Annotated in this window: 22 protein-coding genes and 1 pseudogene; 5 read left to right on the top strand and 18 right to left on the bottom strand. The window is 59.8% G+C overall.

Annotation, left to right across the window (positions count from 1 at the left end; genetic code table 11):
* The first annotated feature begins 5 nt into the window (after positions 1 to 5).
* The 5 genes from RZ517_RS03245 to glp all read left to right on the top strand — a co-directional run bounded on the left by RZ517_RS03245 (position 6) and on the right by glp (position 4,860).
* Positions 6 to 629, top strand: a complete 624-nt coding sequence (locus RZ517_RS03245) for a hypothetical protein (RefSeq protein WP_338550047.1) — start codon at positions 6 to 8, stop codon at positions 627 to 629.
* 79 nt (positions 630 to 708) lie between these two features.
* Positions 709 to 1,614, top strand: a complete 906-nt coding sequence (gene fdhD / locus RZ517_RS03240) for a formate dehydrogenase accessory sulfurtransferase FdhD (protein WP_338550046.1) — start codon at positions 709 to 711, stop codon at positions 1,612 to 1,614.
* Entirely contained in the window at positions 1,614 to 2,255 is a 642-nt protein-coding gene (mobA, locus tag RZ517_RS03235) for a molybdenum cofactor guanylyltransferase MobA (RefSeq protein WP_338550045.1), read from the top strand. Before fdhD ends, mobA begins: the two co-directional genes overlap by 1 nt.
* Positions 2,252 to 2,758: a molybdopterin-guanine dinucleotide biosynthesis protein B gene (gene mobB, locus RZ517_RS03230; protein ID WP_338550044.1), complete on the top strand. Its 507-nt coding sequence runs from the start codon at positions 2,252 to 2,254 to the stop codon at positions 2,756 to 2,758. Before mobA ends, mobB begins: the two co-directional genes overlap by 4 nt.
* Positions 2,755 to 4,860: a gephyrin-like molybdotransferase Glp gene (gene glp / locus RZ517_RS03225; RefSeq protein ID WP_338550043.1), complete on the top strand. Its 2,106-nt coding sequence runs from the start codon at positions 2,755 to 2,757 to the stop codon at positions 4,858 to 4,860. The genes mobB and glp overlap by 4 nt, the downstream gene beginning before the upstream one ends.
* A 5-nt stretch (positions 4,861 to 4,865) precedes the next feature.
* Here the strand turns inward: glp and RZ517_RS03220 are convergent, their stop codons facing one another.
* The 18 genes and pseudogenes from RZ517_RS03220 to RZ517_RS03135 form a co-directional block, all read right to left on the bottom strand.
* A complete protein-coding gene (locus RZ517_RS03220) occupies positions 4,866 to 6,650 on the bottom strand; it encodes an ABC transporter ATP-binding protein (protein ID WP_338550042.1) in 1,785 nt (594 codons plus the stop codon).
* Between the two features lie 84 nt (positions 6,651 to 6,734).
* The gene (locus RZ517_RS03215) at positions 6,735 to 7,316 is read right to left on the bottom strand and encodes an amino acid synthesis family protein (protein ID WP_338550041.1); all 582 of its coding nucleotides are present in this window, start codon (positions 7,314 to 7,316) and stop codon (positions 6,735 to 6,737) included.
* A complete protein-coding gene (locus RZ517_RS03210) occupies positions 7,309 to 8,151 on the bottom strand; it encodes a UPF0280 family protein (RefSeq protein ID WP_338550040.1) in 843 nt (280 codons plus the stop codon). Before RZ517_RS03210 ends, RZ517_RS03215 begins: the two co-directional genes overlap by 8 nt.
* A 62-nt stretch (positions 8,152 to 8,213) precedes the next feature.
* Positions 8,214 to 9,604: pseudogene (locus tag RZ517_RS03205) on the bottom strand (6-hydroxynicotinate reductase); the annotation flags it as partial.
* Positions 9,601 to 12,291 carry a molybdopterin-dependent oxidoreductase gene (locus tag RZ517_RS03200; protein WP_338550039.1) on the bottom strand — a complete coding sequence of 897 codons (2,691 nt, stop codon included), beginning with the start codon at positions 12,289 to 12,291 and terminating at the stop codon, positions 9,601 to 9,603. The pseudogene RZ517_RS03205 and the gene RZ517_RS03200, both read right to left, overlap by 4 nt.
* A complete protein-coding gene (locus RZ517_RS03195) occupies positions 12,288 to 13,139 on the bottom strand; it encodes an FAD binding domain-containing protein (protein WP_338550038.1) in 852 nt (283 codons plus the stop codon). The genes RZ517_RS03200 and RZ517_RS03195 overlap by 4 nt, the downstream gene beginning before the upstream one ends.
* 108 nt (positions 13,140 to 13,247) lie before the next feature.
* Positions 13,248 to 13,943 (bottom strand): ABC transporter ATP-binding protein, encoded by a 696-nt coding sequence (locus RZ517_RS03190; RefSeq protein ID WP_338550037.1) that lies wholly within the window; start codon positions 13,941 to 13,943, stop codon positions 13,248 to 13,250.
* On the bottom strand, positions 13,943 to 14,650 hold the full coding sequence (locus RZ517_RS03185; protein ID WP_338550036.1) for an ABC transporter ATP-binding protein: 708 nt from the start codon (positions 14,648 to 14,650) through the stop codon (positions 13,943 to 13,945). The genes RZ517_RS03190 and RZ517_RS03185 overlap by 1 nt, the downstream gene beginning before the upstream one ends.
* The gene (locus tag RZ517_RS03180) at positions 14,647 to 15,591 is read right to left on the bottom strand and encodes a branched-chain amino acid ABC transporter permease (protein WP_338550035.1); all 945 of its coding nucleotides are present in this window, start codon (positions 15,589 to 15,591) and stop codon (positions 14,647 to 14,649) included. Before RZ517_RS03180 ends, RZ517_RS03185 begins: the two co-directional genes overlap by 4 nt.
* Positions 15,588 to 16,514: a branched-chain amino acid ABC transporter permease gene (locus tag RZ517_RS03175; RefSeq protein ID WP_317056040.1), complete on the bottom strand. Its 927-nt coding sequence runs from the start codon at positions 16,512 to 16,514 to the stop codon at positions 15,588 to 15,590. Before RZ517_RS03175 ends, RZ517_RS03180 begins: the two co-directional genes overlap by 4 nt.
* Positions 16,515 to 16,591: 77 nt before the next feature.
* On the bottom strand, positions 16,592 to 17,878 hold the full coding sequence (locus RZ517_RS03170) for an ABC transporter substrate-binding protein (protein WP_338550034.1): 1,287 nt from the start codon (positions 17,876 to 17,878) through the stop codon (positions 16,592 to 16,594).
* 86 nt (positions 17,879 to 17,964) lie between these two features.
* The gene (locus RZ517_RS03165) at positions 17,965 to 19,350 is read right to left on the bottom strand and encodes a hypothetical protein (protein ID WP_338550033.1); all 1,386 of its coding nucleotides are present in this window, start codon (positions 19,348 to 19,350) and stop codon (positions 17,965 to 17,967) included.
* Positions 19,351 to 19,441: 91 nt separating this feature from the next.
* A complete protein-coding gene (locus tag RZ517_RS03160) occupies positions 19,442 to 20,374 on the bottom strand; it encodes a dimethylarginine dimethylaminohydrolase family protein (RefSeq protein WP_338550032.1) in 933 nt (310 codons plus the stop codon).
* A 69-nt stretch (positions 20,375 to 20,443) separates the two neighbouring features.
* Positions 20,444 to 21,250: an alpha/beta hydrolase family esterase gene (locus tag RZ517_RS03155; protein WP_338550031.1), complete on the bottom strand. Its 807-nt coding sequence runs from the start codon at positions 21,248 to 21,250 to the stop codon at positions 20,444 to 20,446.
* Between the two features lie 78 nt (positions 21,251 to 21,328).
* On the bottom strand, positions 21,329 to 21,745 hold the full coding sequence (locus RZ517_RS03150; RefSeq protein ID WP_317056046.1) for a BLUF domain-containing protein: 417 nt from the start codon (positions 21,743 to 21,745) through the stop codon (positions 21,329 to 21,331).
* A gap of 81 nt (positions 21,746 to 21,826) precedes the next feature.
* On the bottom strand, positions 21,827 to 22,900 hold the full coding sequence (gene pheS, locus RZ517_RS03145; RefSeq protein ID WP_338550030.1) for a phenylalanine--tRNA ligase subunit alpha: 1,074 nt from the start codon (positions 22,898 to 22,900) through the stop codon (positions 21,827 to 21,829).
* A 68-nt stretch (positions 22,901 to 22,968) separates the two neighbouring features.
* On the bottom strand, positions 22,969 to 23,910 hold the full coding sequence (locus RZ517_RS03140; protein ID WP_338550029.1) for a hypothetical protein: 942 nt from the start codon (positions 23,908 to 23,910) through the stop codon (positions 22,969 to 22,971).
* 11 nt (positions 23,911 to 23,921) lie between these two features.
* Complete coding sequence (locus RZ517_RS03135) at positions 23,922 to 24,782, bottom strand: fatty acid desaturase (protein ID WP_338550028.1); 861 nt, start codon at positions 24,780 to 24,782, stop codon at positions 23,922 to 23,924.
* Positions 24,783 to 24,834: the final 52 nt, after the last annotated feature.

Raw genomic sequence — 24,834 nt, 5'->3', positions numbered from 1 at the left:
TTGTGATGCGCACTCTGGCGCTTGTGATCGCGTCCGCTTTGTTTCTGGTTGGATGCGCCGCGCCATCGGTCTGGGCACCAGATGACGCCGTTGCCAAAGCCGCATATCGTCATGACGGTCCGACACGGCTGACGCTGTTTACTATGATTAACAACCGCAACGGCAATGGCGGGCACACATCTTTGATGATCAACGGCTCTCAGCGGGTCATCTTTGACCCTGCCGGGTCGTTCAAGCACGAGACCATCCCAGAGCGGAACGACGTGATTTTCGGGATCACGCCGCAGGTTGCGGATGTTTATACGCGGTTTCATGCGCGCAAGACGTGGCATGTGCGCATTCAGCAAATTGATGTCAGCCCTGAAAAAGCCGAGCAGGTTATGCGTCTGGCGCAAGGTTACGGGGCTGTGCCCGGTGCGTTTTGTGCGCGAGCCACGTCGGAAATTCTGGCTGAGGCCTTTCCCGGGCAGGTCAGCCAGACGTTTTACCCGGTGAAGCTCGCCGATCAGTTTGCCAAGGTGCCTGGTGTCACTGAGCAGCGCTTGCACGAATATGACAGCGACGACAATTCCAAGGTGCTGCGCGAATGGAACCCGCATGCTGTCGCACGGGCTGCGACGCTGAACTGACCTCACAAAATTTGGTGCATTGCGTCGCCGGACCAAAGCCTTAGACTACCTTCGTTTTGTGCGAGCTTCGGCTCGGAATATGGGAGGAACCCTTTTGGCGGTCGAAGACGCGTTGCCGGACTATATCATTGCGCCGGATCCAAAGGCCGTGCGGCTGACGCGTGCGGTGATGGGGCATGATCACGAGGGGCAGTCGGTTGAGATTTCCGTGGTGGAAGAACGCCCTTTGACCATTTTTCTCAATGGCCAGGAAATCGTCACCGCCATGACGATTGGGGATTACCCCGATTACCTTGCGCTTGGGTTTCTACGCAATCAGGGCATGCTGAGGGATGGCGAGACCGTGACAGGGGTGGATTATGACGAAGATCTTGAGACCGTCGTGGTGCGCACGGATGGGCAGACGACCTATGAAGAAAAGCTGAAGAAAAAGACGCGCACCAGTGGCTGTGCGGTGGGGACGGTCTTTGGCGATATGATGGAGGGGCTTGAGGGGATGGTTCTGCCCGAGGTTTCGGTGCGAACGTCGGACCTCTATCAGCTTGCCTCCAAGATCAACCGCACGCCGTCGCTTTATCTTGAGGCGGGCGCGATTCACGGCACGGTGCTCTGTCAGGGTGCGCGACCGCTGGTCTATATGGAGGATGTGGGGCGGCATAATGCGGTGGACAAGATTGCCGGCTGGATGCTGTCGGAGGGTGTGAGGGCAGAGGACAAGCTACTCTACACCACCGGGCGGCTCACCTCGGAGATGGTGATCAAGACAGCGCTGATGGGAATCCCCGTGCTGGCCTCGCGCTCGGGGTTCACGGCCTGGGGTGTTGAGATTGCCCGCGAGGTGGGGCTGACGCTGATCGGGCGGATGCGGGGTAAGCGGTTTGTTTGCCTTTCTGGAGAGGAACGGCTGGACCGGGATGTGAATCCTGCAGACGTGCCTGATGAGGATAAGAAGCATCGCCGGAAATCTGCGGCGTCAGGCGCGTGATGCCAAAGCTGGTTGGAGTGATTTTGGCAGGCGGGCTGGCCACGCGGATGGGTGGCGGAGACAAATGTCTTTTGCCGCTGGGCGAGGGCACGCTTCTGGATCAGGTGAAGGACCGGCTGCGGCCACAGGTCGGGGCCTTGGCGCTTAGTGCCAATGGGGATCCTGCGCGGTTTGATGGCTTTGACCTCCCGGTTGTGCCGGACTCCATTCCTGAATACCCCGGGCCGTTGGCGGGGGTGCTGGCCGGGCTGGACTGGGCGGCGGATCAGGGGGCAGATGCGGTTGTCAGCGTCGCGGCAGACACGCCGTTTTTTCCCACAAACCTGGTTGAGACACTTCTGGCAGAGTCCGAGGGCATGGAACACCCTTTGGTGCTTGCGGCAACGCCGCGCGGCGAGACAGAGACCAAATCCATGAGCCGCTCGGGTCTCATTCGCCATCCGACCTTTGGACTGTGGCCTGTGGCGTTACGCGATGACCTGCGTGCCGCGCTTGAAGGCGGGTTGCGCAAGGTGGTGCTCTGGACCGAAAAGCATGGTGGCCGTGAGGCGGTGTTTTCCGGCGGCGGCGATCCGTTTTTCAATGTGAACACGCCTGAGGATCTGAGGCGGGCGCAGGCAATGCTGGGGGAGCAGGTATGAAGGTTTACGGCGTTGTGGGGTGGAAGAACGCGGGCAAAACTGGATTGATGGAGCGGCTTGTGGCCGAGATCACCGGGCGGGGCTATTCGGTGTCGACAGTCAAGCACGCGCATCATTCCTTTGACGTGGACCATGAGGGCAAAGACAGCCATCGCCACCGCGTGGCGGGTGCGACCGAGGTGCTGCTGGCCTCGCGCAATCGCTTCGCGCTTATGCATGAACTGCGGGACGAGGACGAGCCGACGCTTGAGTTTCTACTAACAAAGATCGCGCCGGTCGATTTGATCCTGATCGAAGGGTATAAGCGCGACGTTCACCCCAAGGTCGAAGCGCATCGTCAAGAGCCGGGCAATCCGCTTATTGCGCCCGATGACCCAACCATTCGGGCGGTGGCCAGTGATGTTGACCTTGATCTGGATCGCCCGGTTTTCGATCTGGATGACACACGCGCCATTGCGGATTTCATTCTGCGCGATGTGGGTCTGGATGCGAGCGGGCCGTGACACGGTTTGATCGCGTTGCGATTGTTGATTGGTCTGGTGGGAATGACACCGGACCTCGGCCCAAGAAAGACGCGATCTGGATGGGGTGTGCCCGCGATGGGGTGTGCGAGCCACCGAGATACTTGCGCAATCGGACCGAAGCAGAAGAGGCGATTGCTGAGCTTATTGAGAACGCTTTGAAAGCTGGTGACCGGCTTTGCATCGGATTTGATTTTCCCTTTGGCTATCCCAATGGGTTCGCCGAAGCCCTGACCGGCGAGGTGGATGTCTTTGCCGTTTGGGATTGGCTGGAGGCGCATGTTGAAGACACGCCCAAGGCCAATAATCGGTTCGATGTGGCGGGGCAGATTAACAGGATGTTTCCAGGTGTCGGGCCATTTTGGTTCAACGGGCTGCGCAACCGCGACATCGTGCATTTGCCGCGCAAGGACACGCGCGACGGTCACGGCATGACGGAGTGGCGGCGGGCCGAGGCTCTAGCCAAGGGGGCCTTTACTTGTTGGCAGGTGGGCGGTGCGGGGGCTGTGGGTGGTCAGGTGCTGACCGGGCTGCCGGTGCTCAATCGGTTGCGGCGACGCTTTGACGGACAGGTTGCCGTCTGGCCCCTTGAGCCGCTCAATCGTCCCATCAGCTTTATCGAGATTTGGCCCGGTCTGATCAATTCGGTGGTCAAGGAGGCCGAAGCCAAAGGCGGCATTCGTGATGCAGCGCAGGTGCGCCTGCTGGCGCGTGCGGTGTCACGCTTGTCAGCGGACGATCTCGACGCCATGCTGGATGTGGATGCCCCTGAGGAAGGATGGATCATGGGTCTGGGTCACGAGGACAAGTTGATTGCGGCGGCGCGAGGCGTTTTGCAACCGCCTCCGCTCAAAGATGATTGCTTTGCGCTGCCTGCGGGCGTGGACTGGACTCCTGTGGACGAGGCTCTTGAGATGTTGAGTCAGCGCCTGCATCCGGTTGTCGGGACGCGGCATGTTCCCTTGCAGGACGGGCTGGGTCGGGTGCTGGCCGAAGATGTGGTGGCCCGGCGCTCCAACCCGCCTGAGGCTAACACCGCAGTAGATGGGTATGGGTTTGCGTTTGATTGCCTTGGCCAAGGGGATCAGGTTCTGCCCCTTGTCGAGGGACGCTCGGCGGCAGGGGTGCCTTTCGATGGGTCCGTGCCAGAGGGTTTTGCCATTCGCGTGCTGACCGGGGCTGAACTGCCCGATGGTGTGGACACAGTGATTTTGGAAGAAGACGTCACGCTGGGCACCGGGGAAATTGCGTTTAGAGAAGGTATCAAGCGCGGCGCAAATACGCGCAACGCCGGGGAAGATGTGCGTGCTGGTGCGGTCATCCTGTCGCAAGGTCGCTGCCTGACGCCAGCGGATTTGGCGCTGGCCTCGGCGACGGGGATTGCAGACCTGTCGGTCTATGAACCGCTCAAGGTGGCGGTGATTTCCACCGGGGATGAGCTTGTGGACCCCGGCGAGGCGGCCAGAGATGGTCAGATTTATGATGCCAACAGGCCCATGCTTTTGGGGCTGGCAAAGCAGTTTGGGTATCAGACAATTGATCTTGGACGCGTTGCGGATGATCGCGATGCCTTGAGCACCGCGTTGGACCAAGCGGCGCGTGAGGCAGATGTGATCCTGACCTCCGGCGGAGCGTCAGCGGGGGATGAAGACCACGTGTCGGCCCTGCTTAATGAGGCTGGGGCGATGGCGCAGTGGCGGATTGCGCTGAAACCCGGGCGGCCCCTGGCCCTGGGGATGTGGGACGGCACGCCGGTCTTTGGCCTGCCGGGCAATCCGGTGGCAGCACTTGTCTGCACGTTGATCTTTGCGCGCCCGGCGATGCGGGTTCTGGCGGGGCAAACGTGGGAAGATCCGCAGGGGTTTGACCTGCCAGCGGCGTTTGAGAAAACCAAGAAGCCGGGGCGGCGCGAGTATCTGCGCGCGCGGGTCCGGGACGGTCAGGTCGAGGTGTTCAAATCCGAAGGGTCGGGGCGCATCAGTGGGTTAAGCTGGGCCGATGGTTTGGTCGAATTGCCAGATGGCGCGGCGAAGATCACGCAGGGAACATCCGTACGCTACATTCCGTTCGGCAGTTTCGACTGAACCGGCTACTTTTCGTCATAGCCCTTTTTCTGGGCTTGATAGAGTTGTGCGTAGAGGCCCTTTTGTGCGAGCAAGTCCTCGTGCTTGCCTTGTTCCACAAGCTGGCCGCTTTCGAGCACAAAAATGCTGTCCGCATGAGCGATGGAACTTAGCCTATGGGCCACGACGATGGTGGTTTTGTCCTTGGTCAGGCGGTCGAGCGCTTTCTTGATGCGTTCCTCAGTTGCCTGATCCAGGGCGGACGTGGCCTCATCCAAGAGCAGGATCGGCGCATCACGCAGGAAGGCGCGGGCGATGGCGATACGTTGCTTTTGACCGCCTGACAGTTGAGCGCCCTTGGGGCCGACAGGCGTATCGCCGCGGCGACGGACAAGATCGGCAATCTCGGCATTCTCGGCGGCCTGCCAGATATCCTCATCCGTGGCGTCGGGATTCACATAGCGAATGTTGTCCCAGATCGAGGCGTTGAAGATCACGATGTCTTGCGCGACCACCGAAAACGCGCCACGTAGGCGGGCGACCTGCAGATCGCGCACCGGTGTGTCGCCAAAGGTGATTTCGCCGGATTGCACGTCATAAAGGCGGGACAGCAGCGACAGGATGGTGGTTTTGCCCGACCCGGTCGCCCCCACGATGGCAGAGACATGCCCGCCCTTGAAGGACATGTTCAGCCCGTCGAAAAGCGGCTGTTCGGGGTCGTAGGAAAAGGTGATGTTCCTCAGGGTGATGTCGCCTTTGGTGTCAAATTCGGCTTTGGCTTCGGGCGAGTCATTGATGCTGGGCGTTTCCGCATAGAGGGCGCGCACACGGTCCAGCAGCACGAGGTTTGATTGCAGCGCGCCAAAGAACTGCGCCAGAAGGCGGGCGGGATCAAAGACCATGACCATGCCCAAGAGGAAGGTGATGATGGCGGCCCCATCGACATCGAAATTGGGGCTCAGCACCATGTAGCCGCCTCCGCCGATCACCAGCACATAGACAAAGGCAGAGCTGAGGTCGATGGAGGGCAGGACAAGTGCCTGGGTGATCTGCACGCGGTTCATCAGGTGGCGCAGGGACTTCGTGCCCGTGAACAGGCGCTCTTTCTCAACTTCTTCCTGGCTGGAAATTTTGACGGTGCGCATCCCGTTCACCGTCTCCTCAATCCCATTCATGTAATTGCCAAGGGCCTGTTCCGCTTCGGCCTGGCCTTTCTTGACGCGGTCAGAGACGAAATTCATCACCACGATGATGAAGGGCAGAACAACGACTGCCGAGGCAAAGAGGATGGGGTTTTTCCAGATCAGATAGCCCGAAACGACGATCACCGTGACGGCATCGCGAATGGCGTTGGCGACACCGAGGCCGACAAAGACGCCGATCTGCTGGGTTTGGGTGACGAGTTTCTGGATGATTTCGCCGGACTTGGTGCGCTCAAAATAGGCAAGATCTAGGGACATCAAGTGTCCGATCAGATCGCGGCGCATCTCAAAAATCGCCTGGTTCGAGATTTTTACGGTGATCATCGGGGCCAGGAACGAAACGATGCCGCGCACGGTGAAGAGCAGGAACACAACGATGCAGACCATGATCAGGTCGCGCATGGCACCAGCCTCAAAGATCACGCGAAGGCCGCTTTCGGTCATGGCGAGGAATTGTTGATAGACAAGCCCCTGAACGAGGATAAGCCCCAGAACAATCAGGAGTTTGCCTGAGTGTTTGCGCAGGTAATTTCGCCAGAACCAGCGCAAGTTGTCCTTGTCCGCGTCTGAATAGAGCGGCTGGCGCTTGGTGGGTTTGGGCTCGCTCATAAAGGCGTGTTCCGGTTCTTGGCCATGTTCAAGGAGCCTATAGAGGGTTCTGCGACAAAGGTCAGCCCATGACGTGACACTTCGCTACCGCAAACCGTCCTCGCCTTGGACTTCCTCCACGGTCAGGCCACCCATCCGGTCATGGATGCGCCCGCCGCGGCTCATGGCGAGGATAAAGAGCAGTTCATCGGAACGGGGGCCATCGGGCAGGCCCACTTCCATACCGTCAAAGTGACTGCGCACATAGGCCGCGTTGATATGGCCCAAGGGCACGTCGATGCGCGTGCCTGGACCACCTTGTTTCATGGACGAGGGCACAATGGCTTTGGCCTCTCCCAGACGGGCGCGCATCGCATAGCCGCCGGGTACGTGCCAGAGGGCTGTGTGCTCCAGTTCTCCGGCCTCACCGGCCATAGCGGCTTTGCCATAGCCATCGATGTCCTCCAGCCCACCCATGGCGTCGATGAGCTGGTCGGTCATCATCAGGCCGAGGGGTTTGAGATCATCCATAGCGGATTGCAGGTCGTCCACATAGGTGCCTGCAAACGGGTTTTTCACCAAGGCGGCAAGCGCGGCGCGACGGCGGGGTTTGTCGGCCACTGGTCCGCCATCGTGGTGGATGTCTTCGACGAAAAGCGCCGTTTTGCGCAGGGTGAAGTCAGGCATGTTCGGGAACTTTCTGTTGGCTCAAAGAGAGATGACCCACAACGCGTGTTGCGCCTTGCAGGGAGATGTAGGCCGCGTGAATAAGGCCGCGATTGCAAAGGGTGTGTGCATAGGCCGCTCCGGCAGCGAGGGCCGTGGCGATGTCGCTTGGGTCAAGTGGCCTGACGGCGGTTGTGACTAGGCGCGTGCCAAGATCACTGTCGGGGTGATGATCGGTGGCGGGTATGCGCGTGATGGCGACGTGGTCTGGCAGGTCCACATTGTTGGCGATGAGCGTTGCCGCTGCGTCGGCCACGGCCGCATTGCAGGCCAGAACGGTGACGCTATCGGCGATACCAAGCGAGTGACTGCGCCCGCGCCAGCCGGAGGTGGCGATGCCGCGTGTCGCGTCATCTGCCGCGACGGTGACTGTGGCGGCGGGATGGGTGGCCACGGCGGCAGTGACAGTTTGCTTGCCCGTGAGGTGAAAGGCGATGTCGCCGCCATTGTTCACATAGGCTTTGGTGACGCCTTCGCCATTGCAAATCGCTTCTAGAATTGTGTCGGCCCCTGCCCCTGCGACAGCGGCCATCGGGGTGATGAATGTCGGGACAAAGGGCGCTGTGGCAGCCACCATATGGAGCGCAGGAGCTGTTGCGGGCGTGTCCCCGCTTGGCTGGCGCAGGCGGGGTAGGTCGCGGACCAGCTCATCCAGCAGGGTTTCGAACCGCGAGGCGGCGCGTCTCAGTGCCATGGCGCGACCTGGACCTTTGACATCGACAATCATGTCGATGGGACCGTGATGCAGGTGCATCCGACGCCCATCGGGCAGAAATCCGATTTGCGGACCTTGCATCACGCGTCCCCTGTCTTGGGGGAGACGACGCGCACGGCACTGCCATATTCGCCGCCTGTCTCGAGGATATCGCTCAAGCTTCGGATCGCGGCGTCATGGCCACCGAGTGTGCGATAATCTTCCCGGCTGAGCGTGAATTCCAGAGGGGCAACCAGGGCTGGTGTTGGCACATAGCCAAAAGAGCCATCGGGCATATTGAGCACATCAACCATCAGGGTGATCCCACCTCCAGGCCAGACATAAGCAGGCTCTCCGCCGCAGGTCACACGTGTGGTCATGGCCTGAACCGAGCGGGTGAGCTTGACCGGGTTTTGCGTGACACCAGAGCGCAGCGAGCCCCCGGCCCCGGCTTGGAACATCACCGTGCAGAGGGCGGGTTCGCAGTTTTCGGCGATCAGATCGACAGAGGGTTGAAGGGCATCGGGCATCGGCTTGGCCTGTGGTTCGAGATTGTCATCCAGAACGTAATAGGCCGCGTGTTCGCCTGTGGTGGAGACCATGAGCAATGTAAGCCCCGCGCGCGCGCCCTTCTTTTCAAGCCACGGGTTGAGGATGTTGAGCGGATCGTCGATATCCGTGCCACCCCAGCCCTGACCAGGTTGCGCCACCTTGAAGTAGCGCCCCGGGGTTGAGCGATGGCCCTTGATGCGGATGCCGGTGTCCGGCCAGCCCAACACTTTGCCCGCCTGATGTTCGCTGACGACGCCGGTGATGTGGTCATCCACGACAACAACTTCATCCACCAGACCCTGCCATTGCGAGGCGAACATGCCGATTGTGGCAGACCCGCAGCCGACGCGCATGCGTGCTTCGGTTTCGCCGTTGACAATGGGGGGTGGCCCGCCTGCACGATCACGGTGGCCCCGTCGTCGATGGTCAGCTCGACCGCCTCGCGGTTGCACAGGCGCAAAAGCGCGTCGCAGGTGGCGCGCCCTTCGGATTTGGAGCCGCCTGTGAGGTGATCCACGCCCCCAAGCGAGAGCATTTGAGAGCCGTATTCCGACGTGGTGACATGGCCGATTGCCTCGCCCTTTGCGCGAACCACAGCGGTTTCATGGCCCAGATGCCGGTCGGTGTCGATTTTCACTTTCACGCCGCAATAGGAAAAGATCGCTTCGGTCACGACGGTGACGAAATCCGCGCCATCAACCTCGCGGCTGACGATGAAGGGGGCAGGTTTATAGTCGGGATAGGTGGTGCCGGACCCGACACCGGAGACAAAGACATCCTCGGTGCCAATTACCTCTCCGTCCCAGTCGGATGTGAGGAAGGGCCGGATTTCGCCGCCCGTTTCAATGCGGCGGTCGAGCACGGTCAGAGGATCACAGCGGATGATCTTGCCATTCTCATTGGCGTAGCGGTCACAGGCCCCGATTTTGCCGGGCGCGATGTAGCACATGACCGGGCAGGCATCGCAGCGGATCTTATCCTCTTTGGCCGGGCGTTCGGTCATTTGTCCTGCGCCTCTTTGATCGCCGCCAACACGCGATGCGGCAGGGCTGGCAACTGCGTGACCAACGCGCCGGTGGCATGACGGATGGCATTCAGGATGGCCGGAGCCGTGGGGATGAGAACGTGTTCGCCAAGGCCTTTGGCCCCCATGGGGCCTTCGGGGTCAGGGACCTCGACAAAGATGGTTTCGATCTGCGGCATGTCGCCTGTGGTTGGGATCAGGTAGTCATGCAAGTTCTCGGTACGGCCGGGAATAAACACTTCCATCAGCGCCATACCAAGACCCTGCGCGATGCCGCCATGCACCTGCCCTTCGGCAAGGCCGGGATTGATCACGCGCCCCAGATCATGGGCGGCGGTGATCTTGCTCACCTTGACTGTGCCAAGGCGCATGTCCACCGAGAGTTCGGCAATCTGCGCGCCATAGCCGTAAACCGCATAAGGCGCGCCCTGACCATTTTCATCAAGTGGCTGCGTGGGTGGATCATAGGTTTCTTCGGCAGAGAGGACATATCCATGCGCATCTGCCTCGAGATCCTGCAAGGCGATCTTACGTTCCGCGGTGCCATCGCTGACGATCAATGTGGTGCCTTGCAGCAACAGGCTTGCCTCTGCGCCCATATTGGTCATCGACAGTATACGTGCGCGCAACGCCTGTCCGGCACGCAGGGCCGCACTTCCGGTGACATAGGTCTGGCGTGAACCAGAGGTTTTGCCGCAATCCGGCGTCAGGGCGGTGTCTGCGCCGATGATTTGAAACTGCGCCAGGGGCAGGCCCAACGCGTCTGCGCAGATCTGTGGGATCACGGTGTTGGAGCCTTGCCCGATATCCACGGCCCCTTGATGCAAGCACAGCGCGCCCTCCGCCGTCAGGCCCACGCGGATGGTGGACGGGTTGGCAATGGCGGTGTTGCCGCAGCCGTACCAGCAGGAGGCCACTCCAACGCCGTGGCGCAGGATGCCGCCCTTTGCGTTTGCAGCCTCGGCGCGGGCCAAAGCGGCGGTCCACGGGTTCTTTAGGGCCTCCAGACAGGCGGCGATCCCGACCCCGTGAAGCGTCTGTCCGCAGACGGTGTCTTGCCCGTCTTGCAAGGCGTTGAGCTGACGAAAGGCGAGCCGGTCCATGCCGAGTTTTGCGGCAAGGTCGTCAAAGATCGATTCCTGCAGGATCGCGGCCTGGGGCACACCGAACCCCCGGAATGCGCCGGAAATTGGCTGATACGAATAGTTGGCCCGCGCCTCGGCATGGTAGTTCGGGATGTAGTACGGCCCCGAGGCATGCACCGGCACGCGCCCCGAGACGGTCGGCCCCCAGCTTGCATAGGCCCCGGTGTTGAAATCCCCGTCAAACACCATGCCGGTGATGCGGCCTGTTTTGTCACAGCCGATCTGGCCTGTCATTTGCGATGGGTGGCGTTTGGTGGTCGTGGCCATGCTTTCAGAGCGGGAATAGATCATGCGTGCAGGTTTTCCGGTCTTGAGCGCGACAAGGCCGATGAGAGGTTGCAGCGAGATGTCAAGCTTGGAGCCAAAGCCGCCGCCGGTTGCGGCGGGAATGATGCGGACCTTGTCCTCCGGCAGGCCAAGGATCAGCGCGGTTTCGTCGCGGTCCATCACAGGGGCCTGCGTGCAGGCCTGAATGACAAGCGTGTCCCCGTCCATCCAGGCGATGCCGGCCTCAGGCTCGATATAGGCGTGCTCGACATAGGGCGTTTGCATCGCCCCTTTGGCTACATGCGCGGCGCGCGACAGGGCTTTTTTGGCCTCCCCGCGGCGCACTTTGCCGGTAATCAGGATGTTATCAGGGTGCGCGGCATGTACGGGCTCTGTGTCCGGCGTGGCGGTCCAGGTGATTGGAAAGCTCTTGAGGTCAAGCTGTTCAATCTGCTCGGGCGGTCCGGCCACCAGCGCCACCGCCTCGCCCTGCAGGCGTACGCGGGCCTCTGCCAGGGCAGGCTGATCGGCAAAGGCGGGGATGACGCCAAACCGGTTCTGTCCGGGAATATCGGCGGCGGTGAAGACATGGACGTTCTGTGACGCCGCCCATGCGCCAATGTCACCAAAGGTGAACTCCATAGGCGCTTTGGGCGCGCGCACGGCGCGAACCAAAAGTGCATCGGTCATCTGGTGGTCCGCGCCAAAGACTTCGGAGCCTGCCACCTTTGGCGCACCGTCGAGACGTGGTACATCTGCGCCTACCGCATGGCCTGCATCAGGCATGTTGTGCAAACCGGATTGCCCGATATCCAGCACCGCATCAATGATCCGAGTATATCCGGTGCATCGGCACAGCACGCCGCCGAGGGCCTCTTCCACCCCCGCCCGTGTTGGTGCCTTGGTCTCACGCAGAAAGGCCGTCGCGGCCATCACCATGCCGGGTGTGCAAATGCCGCATTGCGCCGCGCCATGGCGCAGGAAAGCCTCTTGCAGTGCTGTGTCTTGAAGACCCTCCACCGTTTCAACATGACAGCCCTCGACCTGCGCCAGTGGCGTGAGACAGGCGCAAATCGGTGCGCCATCGACCAGAACCGTGCACGCCCCGCAATCGCCTGCGTCACAGCCCACCTTGGTGCCGCGTAGGCCTAACCCGTCGCGTAAAACCTCGCTCAATCTGCGGGCCGGGTCCGCTGGAAGGCTGTATGCCTGACCGTTGACCGTCAAGGTCATGGTGTCCAGAGGGCGGTTCATACCAGCGCCTCGGTGTGTAACAGGTCCTCAAGTGTGCGTTTCACCAGTTCTGTTGCGGCCTCTGAGCGATAGGCGGCATCGGCGCGGATGTCGTCGATGGGCGATAACGCCTCCGAGACACGTGCAACATTCACTTGTTCCAGCACATTCGGCGTGGCCTCGTGCCCGACAAGCCCCTTTTCCAAACTTGAGAGCCGCTGTGCCACCGCACTGCAGGAGCCGACCGCAATTGCTGCCGTTTCGATCTGGCCATTCACGACACCCAAACGCGCGGCGACCATGGCAACGGAAATCACCAAATACTTGCGCGCGCCCAGCTTGCGAAAGCGCGACACACCAGAGCATGCGCTTTGAGGCACATGCAGCGCGACGACCATCTCATCTGGCGCAAGGGCTGTTTGACGCGGCCCGGTGATAAAATCGCTCAGTGCAAGCATCCGGCGCCCTGACGTAGAGGCCAGCTCAACCGTTGCATCCAATGCCAGCAAGCAGGGCATGCCATCGGCGGCGGGAGATGCATTGCAAAGATTGCCAGCCACAGTACCTGCATTTTGGATTTGCACCGAACCCACTTCGCGTGCCGCCTCCTTGAGCATACCAAAAGCCGGTGGCAGATCGGCCTTGATCACATCACTCCACGTGGTCGCCGCACCGATCCTGTAGCCATCTTTTGTTTCCGAGATGCCTGTGAGGTCCGAGATGTTGGTGATGTCCATGATCGGACCTGACAATGCTCTTGCCTCGGTCGCCGGAAAAAGATCCGTGCACCCTGCCGCAATGCGCATCTCGCCGCTTTGCAAAAGCGCCAGCGCGTCGTTCAACGTCTCGGGTCGGTGATAGAGGCTCAAACGGTATCCCTTTTCACTTCCTCACATAAACAATCGTGCGGCAGCGGCCTTTGACCTGTCAACAAAGCACATGGCCTTCACTGTTCTCCAAATACTCAAATCCAACCCTCAGACACCCACATATCGGTCAATGATAGAAGGCTCGGCCCGCAGGGCTTCGACCGTCATGGTTTCGCCATTGCGTCCGTTTTCAATAAACGCAACGCGGTCAGCCACCGACAGAACCGCCTCAATCCGTTGTTCCACCAAAAGGATGGCCACCCCGGCCTCGCGCATTTTGACAACCACCTGACGGATGGCTTCGATCATAGAGGGCTGAAGCCCTTCGGTTGGTTCATCCAGCAGCAAAACCTTCGGTTCAATGCACAAGGCGCGGGCCGTGGCCAGCATTTGCTGTTCGCCGCCCGAGAGGGTTTGCGCCGGTTGATCCATGCGCTCACGTAGACGCGGGAAAAGCTCCAGTACCCCGTCCAGCACAGCCCTGTCCGAGTTGCGCACCTGTAGCCCGACTTCGAGGTTCTGCGCCACGGTGAGGCCGGTAAAGAGCCGCCGTCCTTGCGGGATATAGCCAATCCCGGCGCGCGGCACCTCATGAGGGGGCAATTTGCCCACATCCTTGCCGTCCAGCAAAACCTCACCGGACATGAGCGGAAGCAGCCCCATGATGGTCTGCATCGTGGTGGTTTTGCCCGCCCCGTTGCGCCCCATGAGACAGAGGATTTCGCCAGGTGCGACACTCAAAGACACATCCCGCAAGACCTGAGCCGCGCCATAGCCGGAGTTGATCTTACGAAGCTCAAGCATCACCCGGTCCCCAGATAAGCGGCCTGCACGGCGGCGTTTTCGTGAATTTCCTGCGGTGTACCTTCGGCCAGAATTTCGCCGAAGTTCAGCACACTGACCTGGTCAGCGGTTTCCATGACGACATTCATGTTGTGTTCAATCAGCAGGATTGTGGTATCGCCTGCCAATTCCCGGATCAGCGCTTTGAAATCGTCAATTTCCCCTTCGGAAAGCCCCTGTGTTGGCTCATCCAGGATCAACAGGCGGGGTGATTGCGCGAGGCCCATGGCAATTTCCAAGAGCCGCTGGTGGCCGTAGCTGAGGTTGCCCGCCTCTTCATGTGCCTCATCAGTCAGCCCCACGCGCGCAAGTGCATTCTCCACAGCGCTGTCCACTGCGCCTCCGGTCAACCTCCGCCGCGCAGCGAGCGCCACGTTTTCGGTGACGGGCAGCCGGGCAAAGACTGATGTGATCTGAAACGTGTAGGCCATGCCACGCATGATCCGGGCATGGGCTGGAAGGCTGGTGATATCCTGACCATCAAACTGAACGCGACCAGACGTGGGTTCAATGCGTCCACAGATCATGCCAACCAGCGTAGTTTTGCCTGCGCCATTGGGCCCAATCAACGCGCGTACTTCGCCTTGTGGCAGGTCAAAATCAACATTCGTGACCGCCTGCAGCCCGTCAAAGGATTTGCTCAGTCCTCGCGTCGACAAAATAGTCATGGCAGGTTCTTCCAGATACGTCGACGCAGTTCTCCGGTGAGGCCTTGCGGCGCGAAAAGCGTCAAGAGTACCAGCGCCAGACCGGCGATCAGCAGATAGGCCGAGGTCACGCCAGAGCTGAGGTCGATGAGGTAGAACATGAAGAGCGTGCCGACAAACGGACCCAGCACTGTGCCAGCCCCTCCCAGGAGCACCCACAGGAGCGGGAAGATCGAATATTGCACCGAGGCAAAGCTGGCCCCCGCATAGCCAAAGAGCAGCCCGTAAAACGCCCCTGCCGCCGCCGATATTGTGCCGGAAATGACCATAGCTGCGAGTTTATGTTTAAAGGTGTCATAGCCCAGCATGCGCACGCGCTCTTCGTTTTCGCGGATGGCGACAAGCGTGCGACCAAAGGGGCTTCGAACCAGCCAGAGCGAGATGACAAAGGACACCGAGAACAGCACCCAGGCGGCGAAATAGCGGTTGGTGGCATCGCTCAGGTCAATGCCCCAGAGAATGCGCTGTGCCTGTTGGATCACAAAGCCCTCGTCACCGCGGGTGTATTCGCCGAAGTAGAGCACTGTGAGATAACCCGCCTGCGCGAACATGAGTGTGACGATCATGAAGGACACGCCCACCGTGCGCAGGGCCAGAAGGGCCAGTGCGCCGGACACGATAGCACCCGCCACAATACCGACGATCAAAGCTGGCGCAGGTGTGAAGCCCATATGCTGGATTGTCAGGCCCATGCCATACATGCCCGCCGCAAAGAAAAGCGCATGTCCGAGACTGAGAAGCCCTGTGTAGCCAAAGAGGATGTTGTATCCCACCGCATAGGTGGCCAGCACCATAATCCGCGCCAGGTTGCCATGGTGATAGGCGGGCAAAATGAATTGCAGCGCAAAAAGCAGAACCAGCAAGCCCAGATGCAGGGCAATGACTCGGCCTGACGCGCTCATGCGGTGCGTGTCCCAAAGAGGCCCTGAGGCCGCCAGACAAGCACCAGTCCGACAAGCAACGTCGCCAGGATTTTGGCCAGTGTCGGTGAGAAGAAGACCGAGATAATGCCGTCCGACAGGCCAATGAACAATGCCGCCAGGACCGTGCCGGGCAGACTTCCCAATCCACCGATGATCACCACAATAAAGGCCAGCAAGAGCGGGTCCGCCCCCATCAGGTAATGCGCCTGCTGGATGGGTACGATCAGAACCGCGCCCAACGCCGCCAGCCCAGCACCGATGCCAAAGACCACCGCGTAGACCCGCTCTACCGGAATCCCAAAGGCCAGCGCCATATCGCGATCGGCTTGCGTGGCGCGCATCAGGAGGCCGATCTTTGTGCGTGCCATCATCGCCCAGACGCCCAATAGCACTGCGGCCGCGGCACCGATTACCGCAAGTTTATAAGATGTCGTCGACAGGCCCCAGGGGTAGTAAAACTGAAACCCGTCTTCGCCCCATTCAAACCACGGAAGCGCGATACGAGTGTTGAACGGGGCCTCGACCGGGCGCGCCTCGGGGCCGTAGGTCATCAGGGTGAGTTGCTGGATGATATAGAGCAGACCAATCGTGGCCACGATTGTGCGCTCGGGATCATAATCGAGGCGCTTGAGGATGGTGATGTCTGCCAAAACCGCTATTGCCCCGACCAGCAGCGGGGCCAGAACCAGCGCCGCAAAGAACCCCAAGGCCGGGTGCCCGCCCATCATATGCGCCACATACCAGGCGATCACCGCCCCCAGCATGTAGAACTCACCATGGGCGATGTTGACCACGCGCATAACACCGAACACAAGGCTGAGGCCCACCGCCGTCAGTGCCAGAACGGCGGCCGTAACCGCGCCTTCGAGCGTGGCCAGCAAAAGGTGAGGTCCAAATTCCATCGCTAGATCAGCACCAGGCGTCACTCCGCGCGTCGGAACCGATGCCGATGCACCGGTTCGACAAGCGCTTTAGGGGGTCAAAGAGGTTGCGCGGTGTAATCCACTTCATCGGGATAGAGCGTGTCTTCGATAGACGTCGTATGAACCCGCACGAGTTTCCCTTCTTCCACGCGGCTGATATATTGATGCCCAAAGACCTGATGCGTCTTGCCGTTGAATACCTTGGCTCCTTGGGGGTGCGCGCGTCCTTCTGGCATGTCGGACAAAGCCTCCACCGCCTCGATCAGTTTGGCGCGGTCGCCCGGTCCCTGATATCCGGAATTCTCCATGCCATGTTTGATCACGTGCAAAGTCTCCCAACAGCCAAACATATGAGCATAGGTTGACACATCCGTCGGATCGCTCACTGAAGCTCCGTTGTCATCGACACCCACAGCCGCGCGGAAGAATTTATCATGCTCTGTCTGATCGGCCTGCGCATAGCGCGGATTTCCTTCCCAGAAATACGTGCCTTCCAGGAACTCCAGACCCGGGCTGGCGATATCCACGGCCTCCAGGCTGTCGATAAATCCGAAGATTGCCGGACTTGAGGGGCCGAAGAATTCACCCAGTTCCTTCACAAAGGTCAGAACAGCCGGGCCGACCATCACGTGGTAGAGCACCTCGGTTTCGCGCGGTATCTGCGGGAAGTATTTGGTGAAGGAGGTCTCAGTTGGCGGGATGGCGATCTTTTCCAGAACCTCACCGCCCTGCGCCTCAATCGCCGCCGAGAAGAAGTCACGGTGATCATGACCAAAGGCAAAGTCCGGAAAGATCATCGTAACCTTCTTGCCCAGGTTTTCCGACACATAGGGGGCCATCGCCTGCACCTGGCTTTTCACATCCGTGATGCCCGGCTGTAGCGTGTAGCGGTTGAGCATGCCTGAGGCGACATGGTGGCCCTCAGAGACCACAAAATAGGGCAGTTTCAGCTCTCCTGCACGTGGCGAAGATCCAATGACGACATGGCTGAAGAGCGTGCCGAAGCCGACATCGCAATTGTGCTGCGTCGCGAACTTCTCGACCACTTCGGCGCCGCGTTTGGGATCGGTGCCATCATCTTCGGCTATCAGCTCGACCAAACGACCATTTATGCCGCCGCCTTCATTGATCAGTTTGACCGCAGCCTCTGTGGTGCGCCCGTACCAGCGCCCATAGGCCGCGCCGATGCCGGTGCTGTGCTGCTGGAATCCGATCTTGATCGGCTCCGAGCTTGAGGCCTGCGCATACCGCGCCCAAAGCGGCAGAGCCGTCGCGCCTGCCGCAGCCCCGGCCAAGGTCTTGAGCGCCCCGCGGCGTGTGGTTCCGTTGATCAACTTGGTCATTGCAAAGTCTCCCTGGTGCTAATTCGGGGCCGTTCAACGCCCTCTTGGCTTGATCCTGCGAAGCAAAGCCACGTTTGTCCAGCGTTTTACAACCCGCGTGGCGAGGCCAGAAGCCAAAGGCCGAAGAATGTATAGGCCACCATGAACGCCGCAAGAGGGGCCTGTCCCAACAAAGCACGACGCGTATCCACCCCGCTGCGCATGGCCAGCGCATGGGCCAGAAGGATCGCGACAACATGGCCGATGACAACGGCTCCGGCCTGGCTCAGCCAGATGGCCTTGACCGTGCCGGGCGTGTTGAAGAATCCGGTCGTGACATAGAAATCCTCCAGGCCCAGCAATGCCATGCCGTTGCCGAGCGGATCATTGGCGATTTTGATGACGTACTGCCCATCTACCATGAAGGACGTCAGATAGTGCGCGATGTGATAGCCCAGCGCGATCGGCAGGATCGACGGCGCATAAAGGCAAAACACCTCTCGCAATGGGCGCCGCATACCCGCCAACCGCTCCCCCAGCCAAAGGCAAATTGCAAAAGCAAGCAGAAGTGCCAGATTGGACACCACCAACCCGACCAGGTTTTGCGTCATCACAACCGAACGACCCGGAAATTCCAATGGATTGATGCCCAGTAAGCCCAGCCAGAAAAAAGTCTCATTCAGCCCGTCAAAGCTGCCAGTGCCCAACAGAACCACCATCAGCACAGCCAATCCAAGCGCCGGTGCGGGTCTTGCCAGAACCTGCCAACCCCAAAGGCCAAAAGCCAATCGACCCCTTGCGCGCCCCCACAGCCCCATACGCCCATAGGCGCGCATCAATAGGGTCAGCGCCTCGCCACGCACCAACCAGGCAGGCCCAAAGAGCACCACGCCCAAAAGGGCTGTATACCAATAGAACCCTGCGTATGCGGCCAGCCGTGCAGGATCGGCCGGTGCTGGATCGGTCAACAGGAACGCGGCAAACCCGAGAAAAATGACAACCCCCGGCCAATGCCCAAGCTTGCGCGGATAGCGAAACGGTGCCCGCAACCCTGTTGCCTTGGCCAGCAACGCCGCAATGCCGGTCCAAGGGTTGGTCCATCGCCAATGGTTGCCGACGAGGCCTTGCAAAGACACAAGCCCCACCCACCAGACCGTCCACATGAATAACGGCATCGGGTTCGACAGAGGATCGCCCGATCCGGTGAACCCGCGCCAGATCAGGAAAGCCAAAAGCAGCGTTGAAAGCAGGCTGGTGACATGCCGCGCCCCGAGGGACGGGACAGGTGTCATAGGCAAACTGCGAAACACTCCGTGTCCTGCCTTGGCCGGTAGAAGTGCAAGAACCACAACAGTCAAAGCCACGGTGGCAACACCAGCCATGATGTAAATATCCGTGGGCAACAGAAGCACAAACCCCTGCTCTGATGCATGCGCAGAGGCCAGGGTGGCCAATGGCACCAACAGCAATGTCAAAAGACCAAGCGCTCTCATTTCTTTTTGCCGAAAAAATTCCGGGGGTTTGGGGGCTGGCCCCCATTCACGCAAACCTGTGTGGCGCAGCCACTCCTTTGAGTCGGATCGTTCACACGGGATCGCGGATCAGGCTCTGGCACATGCAATGCACGCCTCCGCCGCCTTGCGTGATCATGCTGAGGTCAGGGTCAAAAATCTCAAACCCAAGCGCTTTGAGCTTGTCTTTCAGCGTTTTGGAGCCTTCGGGCAAGAGCACCCGGTCGTCGCCAAGCGCCACGACGTTGCAGCCTAGTGCGATGGTTTCCTGAAACGGCACCTCGACAATCTCGATCTTTTTGGCGCGCAGCCAATCGACCACTTCGGGATCGGTACAATCCGTGCAGACCGCCGCCAGTTTCGGCGCCAGCATCACCACCATGAGATCGATATGCACGTAGAATGGATCAATATCGGCCAGTTTCACTTCCCAACCTTCAGCCTCCATCCAGCTTGCAACCTGTTTCGCGCCCTGTTCTTGCGTGCGCCCTTCATCACCTTCCCAGCCGATCAGAACGCAGCCCGGTTCAATGACGTTGAAATCCCCGCCCTCAAACGTGCCTGCGGTGACAAAATCATAAATCGGAATGCCGAGGCTTTGGTAGGTCTCAATCGCCCGGAAGTTTTCCCCGCGCCGCCACCATTGCGCCATGTGGGTGATGATTGCCCCAAAGGGCGTCATGACCGAGCTGTCACGCGCATAAACCTGATAATGCAGATGGGGATCAGGCGCGTGTGTGTGCACTTCGACACCCGCGCTTTGGTAGGCGCTAACCATCTCGGCATGCTGGCGCTTGGCCACTGCAGGATCGAACGGCACGCCCCGGCGCAAGGTCTTCTTTGAGACCGAAGAGGTTTGCAGCCACTTGTAGTTTTCTATCGGACCCAGCAGCACCGAGCGCAGCGTCCCGTAATCCGAATTGGCCCCCCAGTTGTTCAACCGTGCCGAACCGCCACCCTCTCGCCGGGCGCGAAGGGTGAAATTCTCTGCCGCCTGATCTTTCATGGTTACGCCTCCTTGTTGCAAGGAAGCTGATCCGATGCTGAGGGCGAGTCAAGCCAAAGCGCGACGGGTCTAGGGGTAGGAATAGGGAAGGTCCAAAATCTGGTCGAGCTGCCGTGCGATCCAGCCTCTGGGTATGAAATGCCCGCGCGGATGAATATCAAGGCTCACGCGCCCTTCCGTACAATCTTCCCAAGTCGTGCGCGTGAAGAGATCGTGCTCGGTGATCCGCCAGTCCCCGGCTTCTTGGCCTTCAGGTCCGCATCCCAACCGCTCCCGCCATAGCTGCACTGGATAGGTGGTGTCGCCGCCTGGACCGTAGGGAAATTCCAAAACAGTGTCCTTGAGGCCATAAACCTGCCGCACTTCTCCGGGAGCCGTGCCGCAGTCTTCGGACTGATCCAGAGTACCGGAAATGGCCAGCAACGCCGTCACGTCCGCGCCATCCTCGCAGACAAAACGCCAGGCCATGTTGCTGCCCCAGCTGTAGCCGGAGACATAGACGCGGGTTTCATCGATCGGATAGCGCGCTTTGATGTCTTTCAGTACAGACCGGCCAAAATCCACGTCGGGTGTGCCAGGGTGCCAGAAATCCCAGGTCTTGCGCGCGCCATTGGGGGCGACCAAGAGCACGCCACGTTTGCGCGTCGCCGCTGCGATACGTCCGTGCTTGACGATCAGCGTGCCTTGCCGTTGCCAGCCATGGAAATGCAAAAGAACCGGAAGAGGCGTTTTGCCGTCCCATCCGTCCGGTTCCAGCACGTGATAGGATCGGTCGCCCAGTTCACAGGGCACTTGCGCGTGACATGTCTCTGAATGAGTTGCGGCAAAAGCCGGCAGGCCAAGACACAGCAGTAAGGATGCCAGAAGGCGACGCATGGGCAAGCTCCGTAACAGTTTGAGCCGGAAGATAACCACGCCTGTCGCGATGTCATGTCACGAATGCGTAACTCTCTGTTACTTCTTGGGAAAGGAGGTCACGCGCTCTGCGGCCAAACGGTTAAAAAAGCCCAGAACCTCGTCATCCGTGGTCTCATCAATGGCGCCTGCGCGCACGTCGTCCATGCTCCAGACCCAGGATTGTGCGGGGTCATCCAGCATGGCCCACCCCGGAAAGAGCCGGGTCTTGATGCTGCGTTGCACAAGCTTTTTCGGCTCAATATGCCGATCATCCCGGCAAATGCGAGCGTAACAAGCCGTCACATCCTTTTGCGGGCCCTCAAGCAGCTGAAGATACAGATCCCGCCTGACAATCAGCGCACCGGTGATGTCGTCCCGCTCATTGCAGCGCCGCGCATCGAGCAGGATGCCCGCCAGCATTGCCTCGTCAAAGCCAAAGGGCTGCGAGGCGTAGACGAGTTGGATGAGGGGCATGGGGTCTCCTTACCCAGACAGCTTAGCGTAGGGTGGGTTTTTAACCCACCTCTTTCTTGCCAGAGCGTTCCAGTTGCCGCCTTACCGCGACAACCCACCGTGCAGGGTCGGCACATCCAGCGCGGCAAATCCATAATGCCGCAGCCAGCGCAGGTCGCTGTCGAAAAACGCGCGCAGGTCGGGGATGCCGTATTTCAGCATGGCGATGCGGTCGATGCCGACGCCGAAGGCAAAGCCCTGCCATTGCGTTGGGTCAATGTTGCCCGCTTCCAACACTTTGGGGTGGACCATGCCGGATCCCAGTATTTCCAGCCAGTCATCCCCTTCGCCAATCTTGAGCGTGCCGCCTTCCCAGGAACAGCGGATATCGACCTCAGCGGAGGGTTCGGTGAAGGGGAAGTGCGAGGCGCGGAAGCGCAGCTCGACGGCGTCCACTTCGAAGAAGGATTTCACGAACTCTTCCAGCACCCATTTCAGGTTGGCCATGGAAATGTCTTTGTCGATGGCCAGTCCCTCGACCTGATGGAACATGGGCGTGTGGGTCTGGTCATAATCCGCGCGGTAGACGCGACCCGGCGCGATCACCCGAATGGGCGCGCCCTGCGCCTGCATCGCGCGGATTTGCACCGGTGAGGTGTGGGTGCGCAGCACATGTGGCGGGCGATCATCACCCTCGGCGCGGTGGGTATAGAACGTATCCATCTCTGCGCGGGCCGGATGGTGCGAGGGGATATTGAGCGCGTCGAAATTGAACCAGTCGCTTTCGATCTGCGGGCCTTCGGCGACGGAAAAGCCCATGTCGGAGAAAATCGCGGTGACTTCCTCGGTCACCTGGCTGATGGGGTGAATGGTCCCTTGACGTTGCGGGCGTGACGGTAATGTGACATCGAGCCACTCTTCTCGCAGGCGCGCATCGAGCGCGGCATCTTCGAGCGCCGCTTTCTTGGCCGCCAGAGCCGAGTTGATCTCATCCTTGAGCGCATTGAGCTTCGGCCCCATGACCTGCCGCTCTTCGGGCGTCATCTTGCCCAGCTCGCGCATCTGAAGCGCAACTTCACCCTTCTTGCCCACGGCCTGCACGCGCAGGTCTTCCAACGCGGCTTCGTCGCCTGCGGCAGCAATGGCAGAAAGGTATTTGTCTCTCAGATCGTCCATGTCATGCACCTGAATTTTGGTGAGGTGGAGTTACCCCGCTTAACGGCTCAGCGCAAGCCAGCGTTGGGTTATCGTCGGAACCAGCCTTTGAGACGATCCGTTAGGGACCGTTGTTCTCCAGTGATGTCCCTGTTGAACTCTGCCCCGAGTTTCTTGGCCTCCCGCGCCATCTCTTCAATCCGCGCAAGCTCTTCTGGGCTTGGCGGCGGCTGTGTTTCTTGCAGCCACTGGGCAAACGGGTCTTCCTCTTCTGGCAAGAGCGTTAGGACATCTGATGCGCGTTTAGGCGTCTCGATCCCAAACTCAGATTTCAGGAAGTTTTGAAACGCCAAAGGCGGATGAGGTTGTCCCAAGTCCCCGGCAATTGGATCCCCACGTTCCAGCTTGGCTGCGAACTCTTTGGCCAGCGTTTCCTTGGAGCGGTGGAAGTCTTCGGGGTCTTCAATGCCTGCGCTCTGTGCTTCGGCCATGATGTGCGCCAGCTCATAAAGGCTATCGACACCGGTGCTGTCCAAAGCGGCTTCCTGGACGGTTTTACCGTGCATTTCCCGAAACGCAGGCTCGTCATAGCCAATCGCGATAAGCTTTAAGAGGTCCACAGGATCATCAGAGATCACACCCCACCAATCCGAGCCGGACCCTGATCCGTAATGCACAATCCATTGTTGGCCACTCTCATCCAGCCAGAACCCAGCATAAGAGCCGTCTCCGCCTGTGCGCAAGAACAGGAACACGCGTTTGTCTTCGTCTGCGACAGGGGGTGGTGCCCCTTTGAGAGAAAAACGTCCGTAATCGCCAAAGGCCGCAAGGCTTGTGCCCGGTTTGCCCCACTCTGCAATAGGATAGAGCGCCAGAGATTGCCGGTCGAAGTCCAGCGCCTGACCGTCCCATTCGGTTTGCCGACCGCCCTGCGCCTCTAGCCAGTCCATCACCTGAACCAAAAACGGCGGCATGGTCATCCCATCTGGCATGCGTGCGATCAGTTCATCTGAGAATTTGCGGGACGTCATGATGCGAGCCTCTAGCGCAAGGCTTGCGTGTACTCGCGCGTAAATGCCGAGTATCCATCAGACGTCACCCGATGATGCCCTTCCATATGATCATGTAACTCAGGCAGCTTGTGAAACGGCACCTGTGGCAGACTGTGGTGCTCAGTATGGTAAGGCATGTTCCACGCCAGAAAGCGGATGATGCGGTTCGTGTAGGTCGTGCGTGTGTTTTGAAACATATCCGCGACAAAGGCACAGCGGCCATGCTCGGCCAGAAGGTAAAGCCTCAGGAACGGCTGCCCCAAAAGACAGGGCAGGACCCAGATCCACAATAAAAGCGGTGTGAAAAACAGGCTGACACCGGCCACAGCATAGATGACCAGCATCCAGCGCGCTTCGCGCACAATGCGCGGCTTGGCGCGTTCCGGAATGTAAGGGCCGAAATCCTGACCCACGGCATTCTTTGCGATCTGTGTCGCCATGGCCCACCAAAACGGCAAGCCACTTATGTGCCAAAGATATGCCTGCCACGTTTCCGGCTTGGCCCCGGACAACAGCTCGGGGTCTTTTTCGGGATCATTGGTGTATTTGTGATGCGCCAGGTGGAAGTACCGGAACCACTCAAAGGGCTGCAAAATCAATAGGCCTGATATGCGCCCGACCCATTCGTTCAGCCAGGGCGTCGCGAAAGGGGTCTTGTGCGTGCACTCGTGCTGAAGCGTGAAGAGAAAACAGATCGCGATCCCAAGCGGGGCGATCATCAGTCCCCAAAGCGGCAAATCAATCGCGATCCAAAGGGCAAGGAAAATGATCAGCCCAAAATGCAAAGAAAGATGACGCAGCCCTGCATCATCATCCAGCTGGTTGAGCTGTGCCAGGACGTCGCCCGACATGTGATTTACAAATTCTTTGTGATCCATCCTGGCAAAATGTTAGGACAGCACA

This window comes from Roseovarius sp. S88, assembly GCF_037023735.1.
In the GTDB taxonomy this organism is placed as follows: domain Bacteria; phylum Pseudomonadota; class Alphaproteobacteria; order Rhodobacterales; family Rhodobacteraceae; genus Roseovarius; species Roseovarius phycicola.
Note: the sequence above shows the minus strand (reverse complement) of the source record. Positions and strands in the feature narration are given on the sequence as shown.

Excerpts from the sequence above, each read along its gene's own strand:
- RZ517_RS03245 (WP_338550047.1), top strand. The coding sequence starts at position 6 with ATGCGCACTCTGGCGCTTGTGATCGCGTCCGCTTTGTTTCTGGTTGGA.
- fdhD (WP_338550046.1), top strand. The coding sequence starts at position 709 with ATGGGAGGAACCCTTTTGGCGGTCGAAGACGCGTTGCCGGACTATATC.
- mobA (WP_338550045.1), top strand. The coding sequence starts at position 1,614 with ATGCCAAAGCTGGTTGGAGTGATTTTGGCAGGCGGGCTGGCCACGCGG.
- mobB (WP_338550044.1), top strand. The coding sequence starts at position 2,252 with ATGAAGGTTTACGGCGTTGTGGGGTGGAAGAACGCGGGCAAAACTGGA.
- RZ517_RS03220 (WP_338550042.1), bottom strand. The coding sequence starts at position 6,650 with ATGAGCGAGCCCAAACCCACCAAGCGCCAGCCGCTCTATTCAGACGCG.
- RZ517_RS03215 (WP_338550041.1), bottom strand. The coding sequence starts at position 7,316 with ATGCCTGACTTCACCCTGCGCAAAACGGCGCTTTTCGTCGAAGACATC.
- RZ517_RS03210 (WP_338550040.1), bottom strand. The coding sequence starts at position 8,151 with ATGCAAGGTCCGCAAATCGGATTTCTGCCCGATGGGCGTCGGATGCAC.
- RZ517_RS03200 (WP_338550039.1), bottom strand. The coding sequence starts at position 12,291 with ATGAACCGCCCTCTGGACACCATGACCTTGACGGTCAACGGTCAGGCA.
- RZ517_RS03190 (WP_338550037.1), bottom strand. The coding sequence starts at position 13,943 with ATGCTTGAGCTTCGTAAGATCAACTCCGGCTATGGCGCGGCTCAGGTC.
- RZ517_RS03185 (WP_338550036.1), bottom strand. The coding sequence starts at position 14,650 with ATGACTATTTTGTCGACGCGAGGACTGAGCAAATCCTTTGACGGGCTG.
- RZ517_RS03180 (WP_338550035.1), bottom strand. The coding sequence starts at position 15,591 with ATGAGCGCGTCAGGCCGAGTCATTGCCCTGCATCTGGGCTTGCTGGTT.
- RZ517_RS03175 (WP_317056040.1), bottom strand. The coding sequence starts at position 16,514 with ATGGAATTTGGACCTCACCTTTTGCTGGCCACGCTCGAAGGCGCGGTT.
- RZ517_RS03170 (WP_338550034.1), bottom strand. The coding sequence starts at position 17,878 with ATGACCAAGTTGATCAACGGAACCACACGCCGCGGGGCGCTCAAGACC.
- RZ517_RS03165 (WP_338550033.1), bottom strand. The coding sequence starts at position 19,350 with ATGAGAGCGCTTGGTCTTTTGACATTGCTGTTGGTGCCATTGGCCACC.
- RZ517_RS03160 (WP_338550032.1), bottom strand. The coding sequence starts at position 20,374 with ATGAAAGATCAGGCGGCAGAGAATTTCACCCTTCGCGCCCGGCGAGAG.
- RZ517_RS03155 (WP_338550031.1), bottom strand. The coding sequence starts at position 21,250 with ATGCGTCGCCTTCTGGCATCCTTACTGCTGTGTCTTGGCCTGCCGGCT.
- RZ517_RS03150 (WP_317056046.1), bottom strand. The coding sequence starts at position 21,745 with ATGCCCCTCATCCAACTCGTCTACGCCTCGCAGCCCTTTGGCTTTGAC.
- pheS (WP_338550030.1), bottom strand. The coding sequence starts at position 22,900 with ATGGACGATCTGAGAGACAAATACCTTTCTGCCATTGCTGCCGCAGGC.
- RZ517_RS03140 (WP_338550029.1), bottom strand. The coding sequence starts at position 23,910 with ATGACGTCCCGCAAATTCTCAGATGAACTGATCGCACGCATGCCAGAT.
- RZ517_RS03135 (WP_338550028.1), bottom strand. The coding sequence starts at position 24,782 with ATGTCGGGCGACGTCCTGGCACAGCTCAACCAGCTGGATGATGATGCA.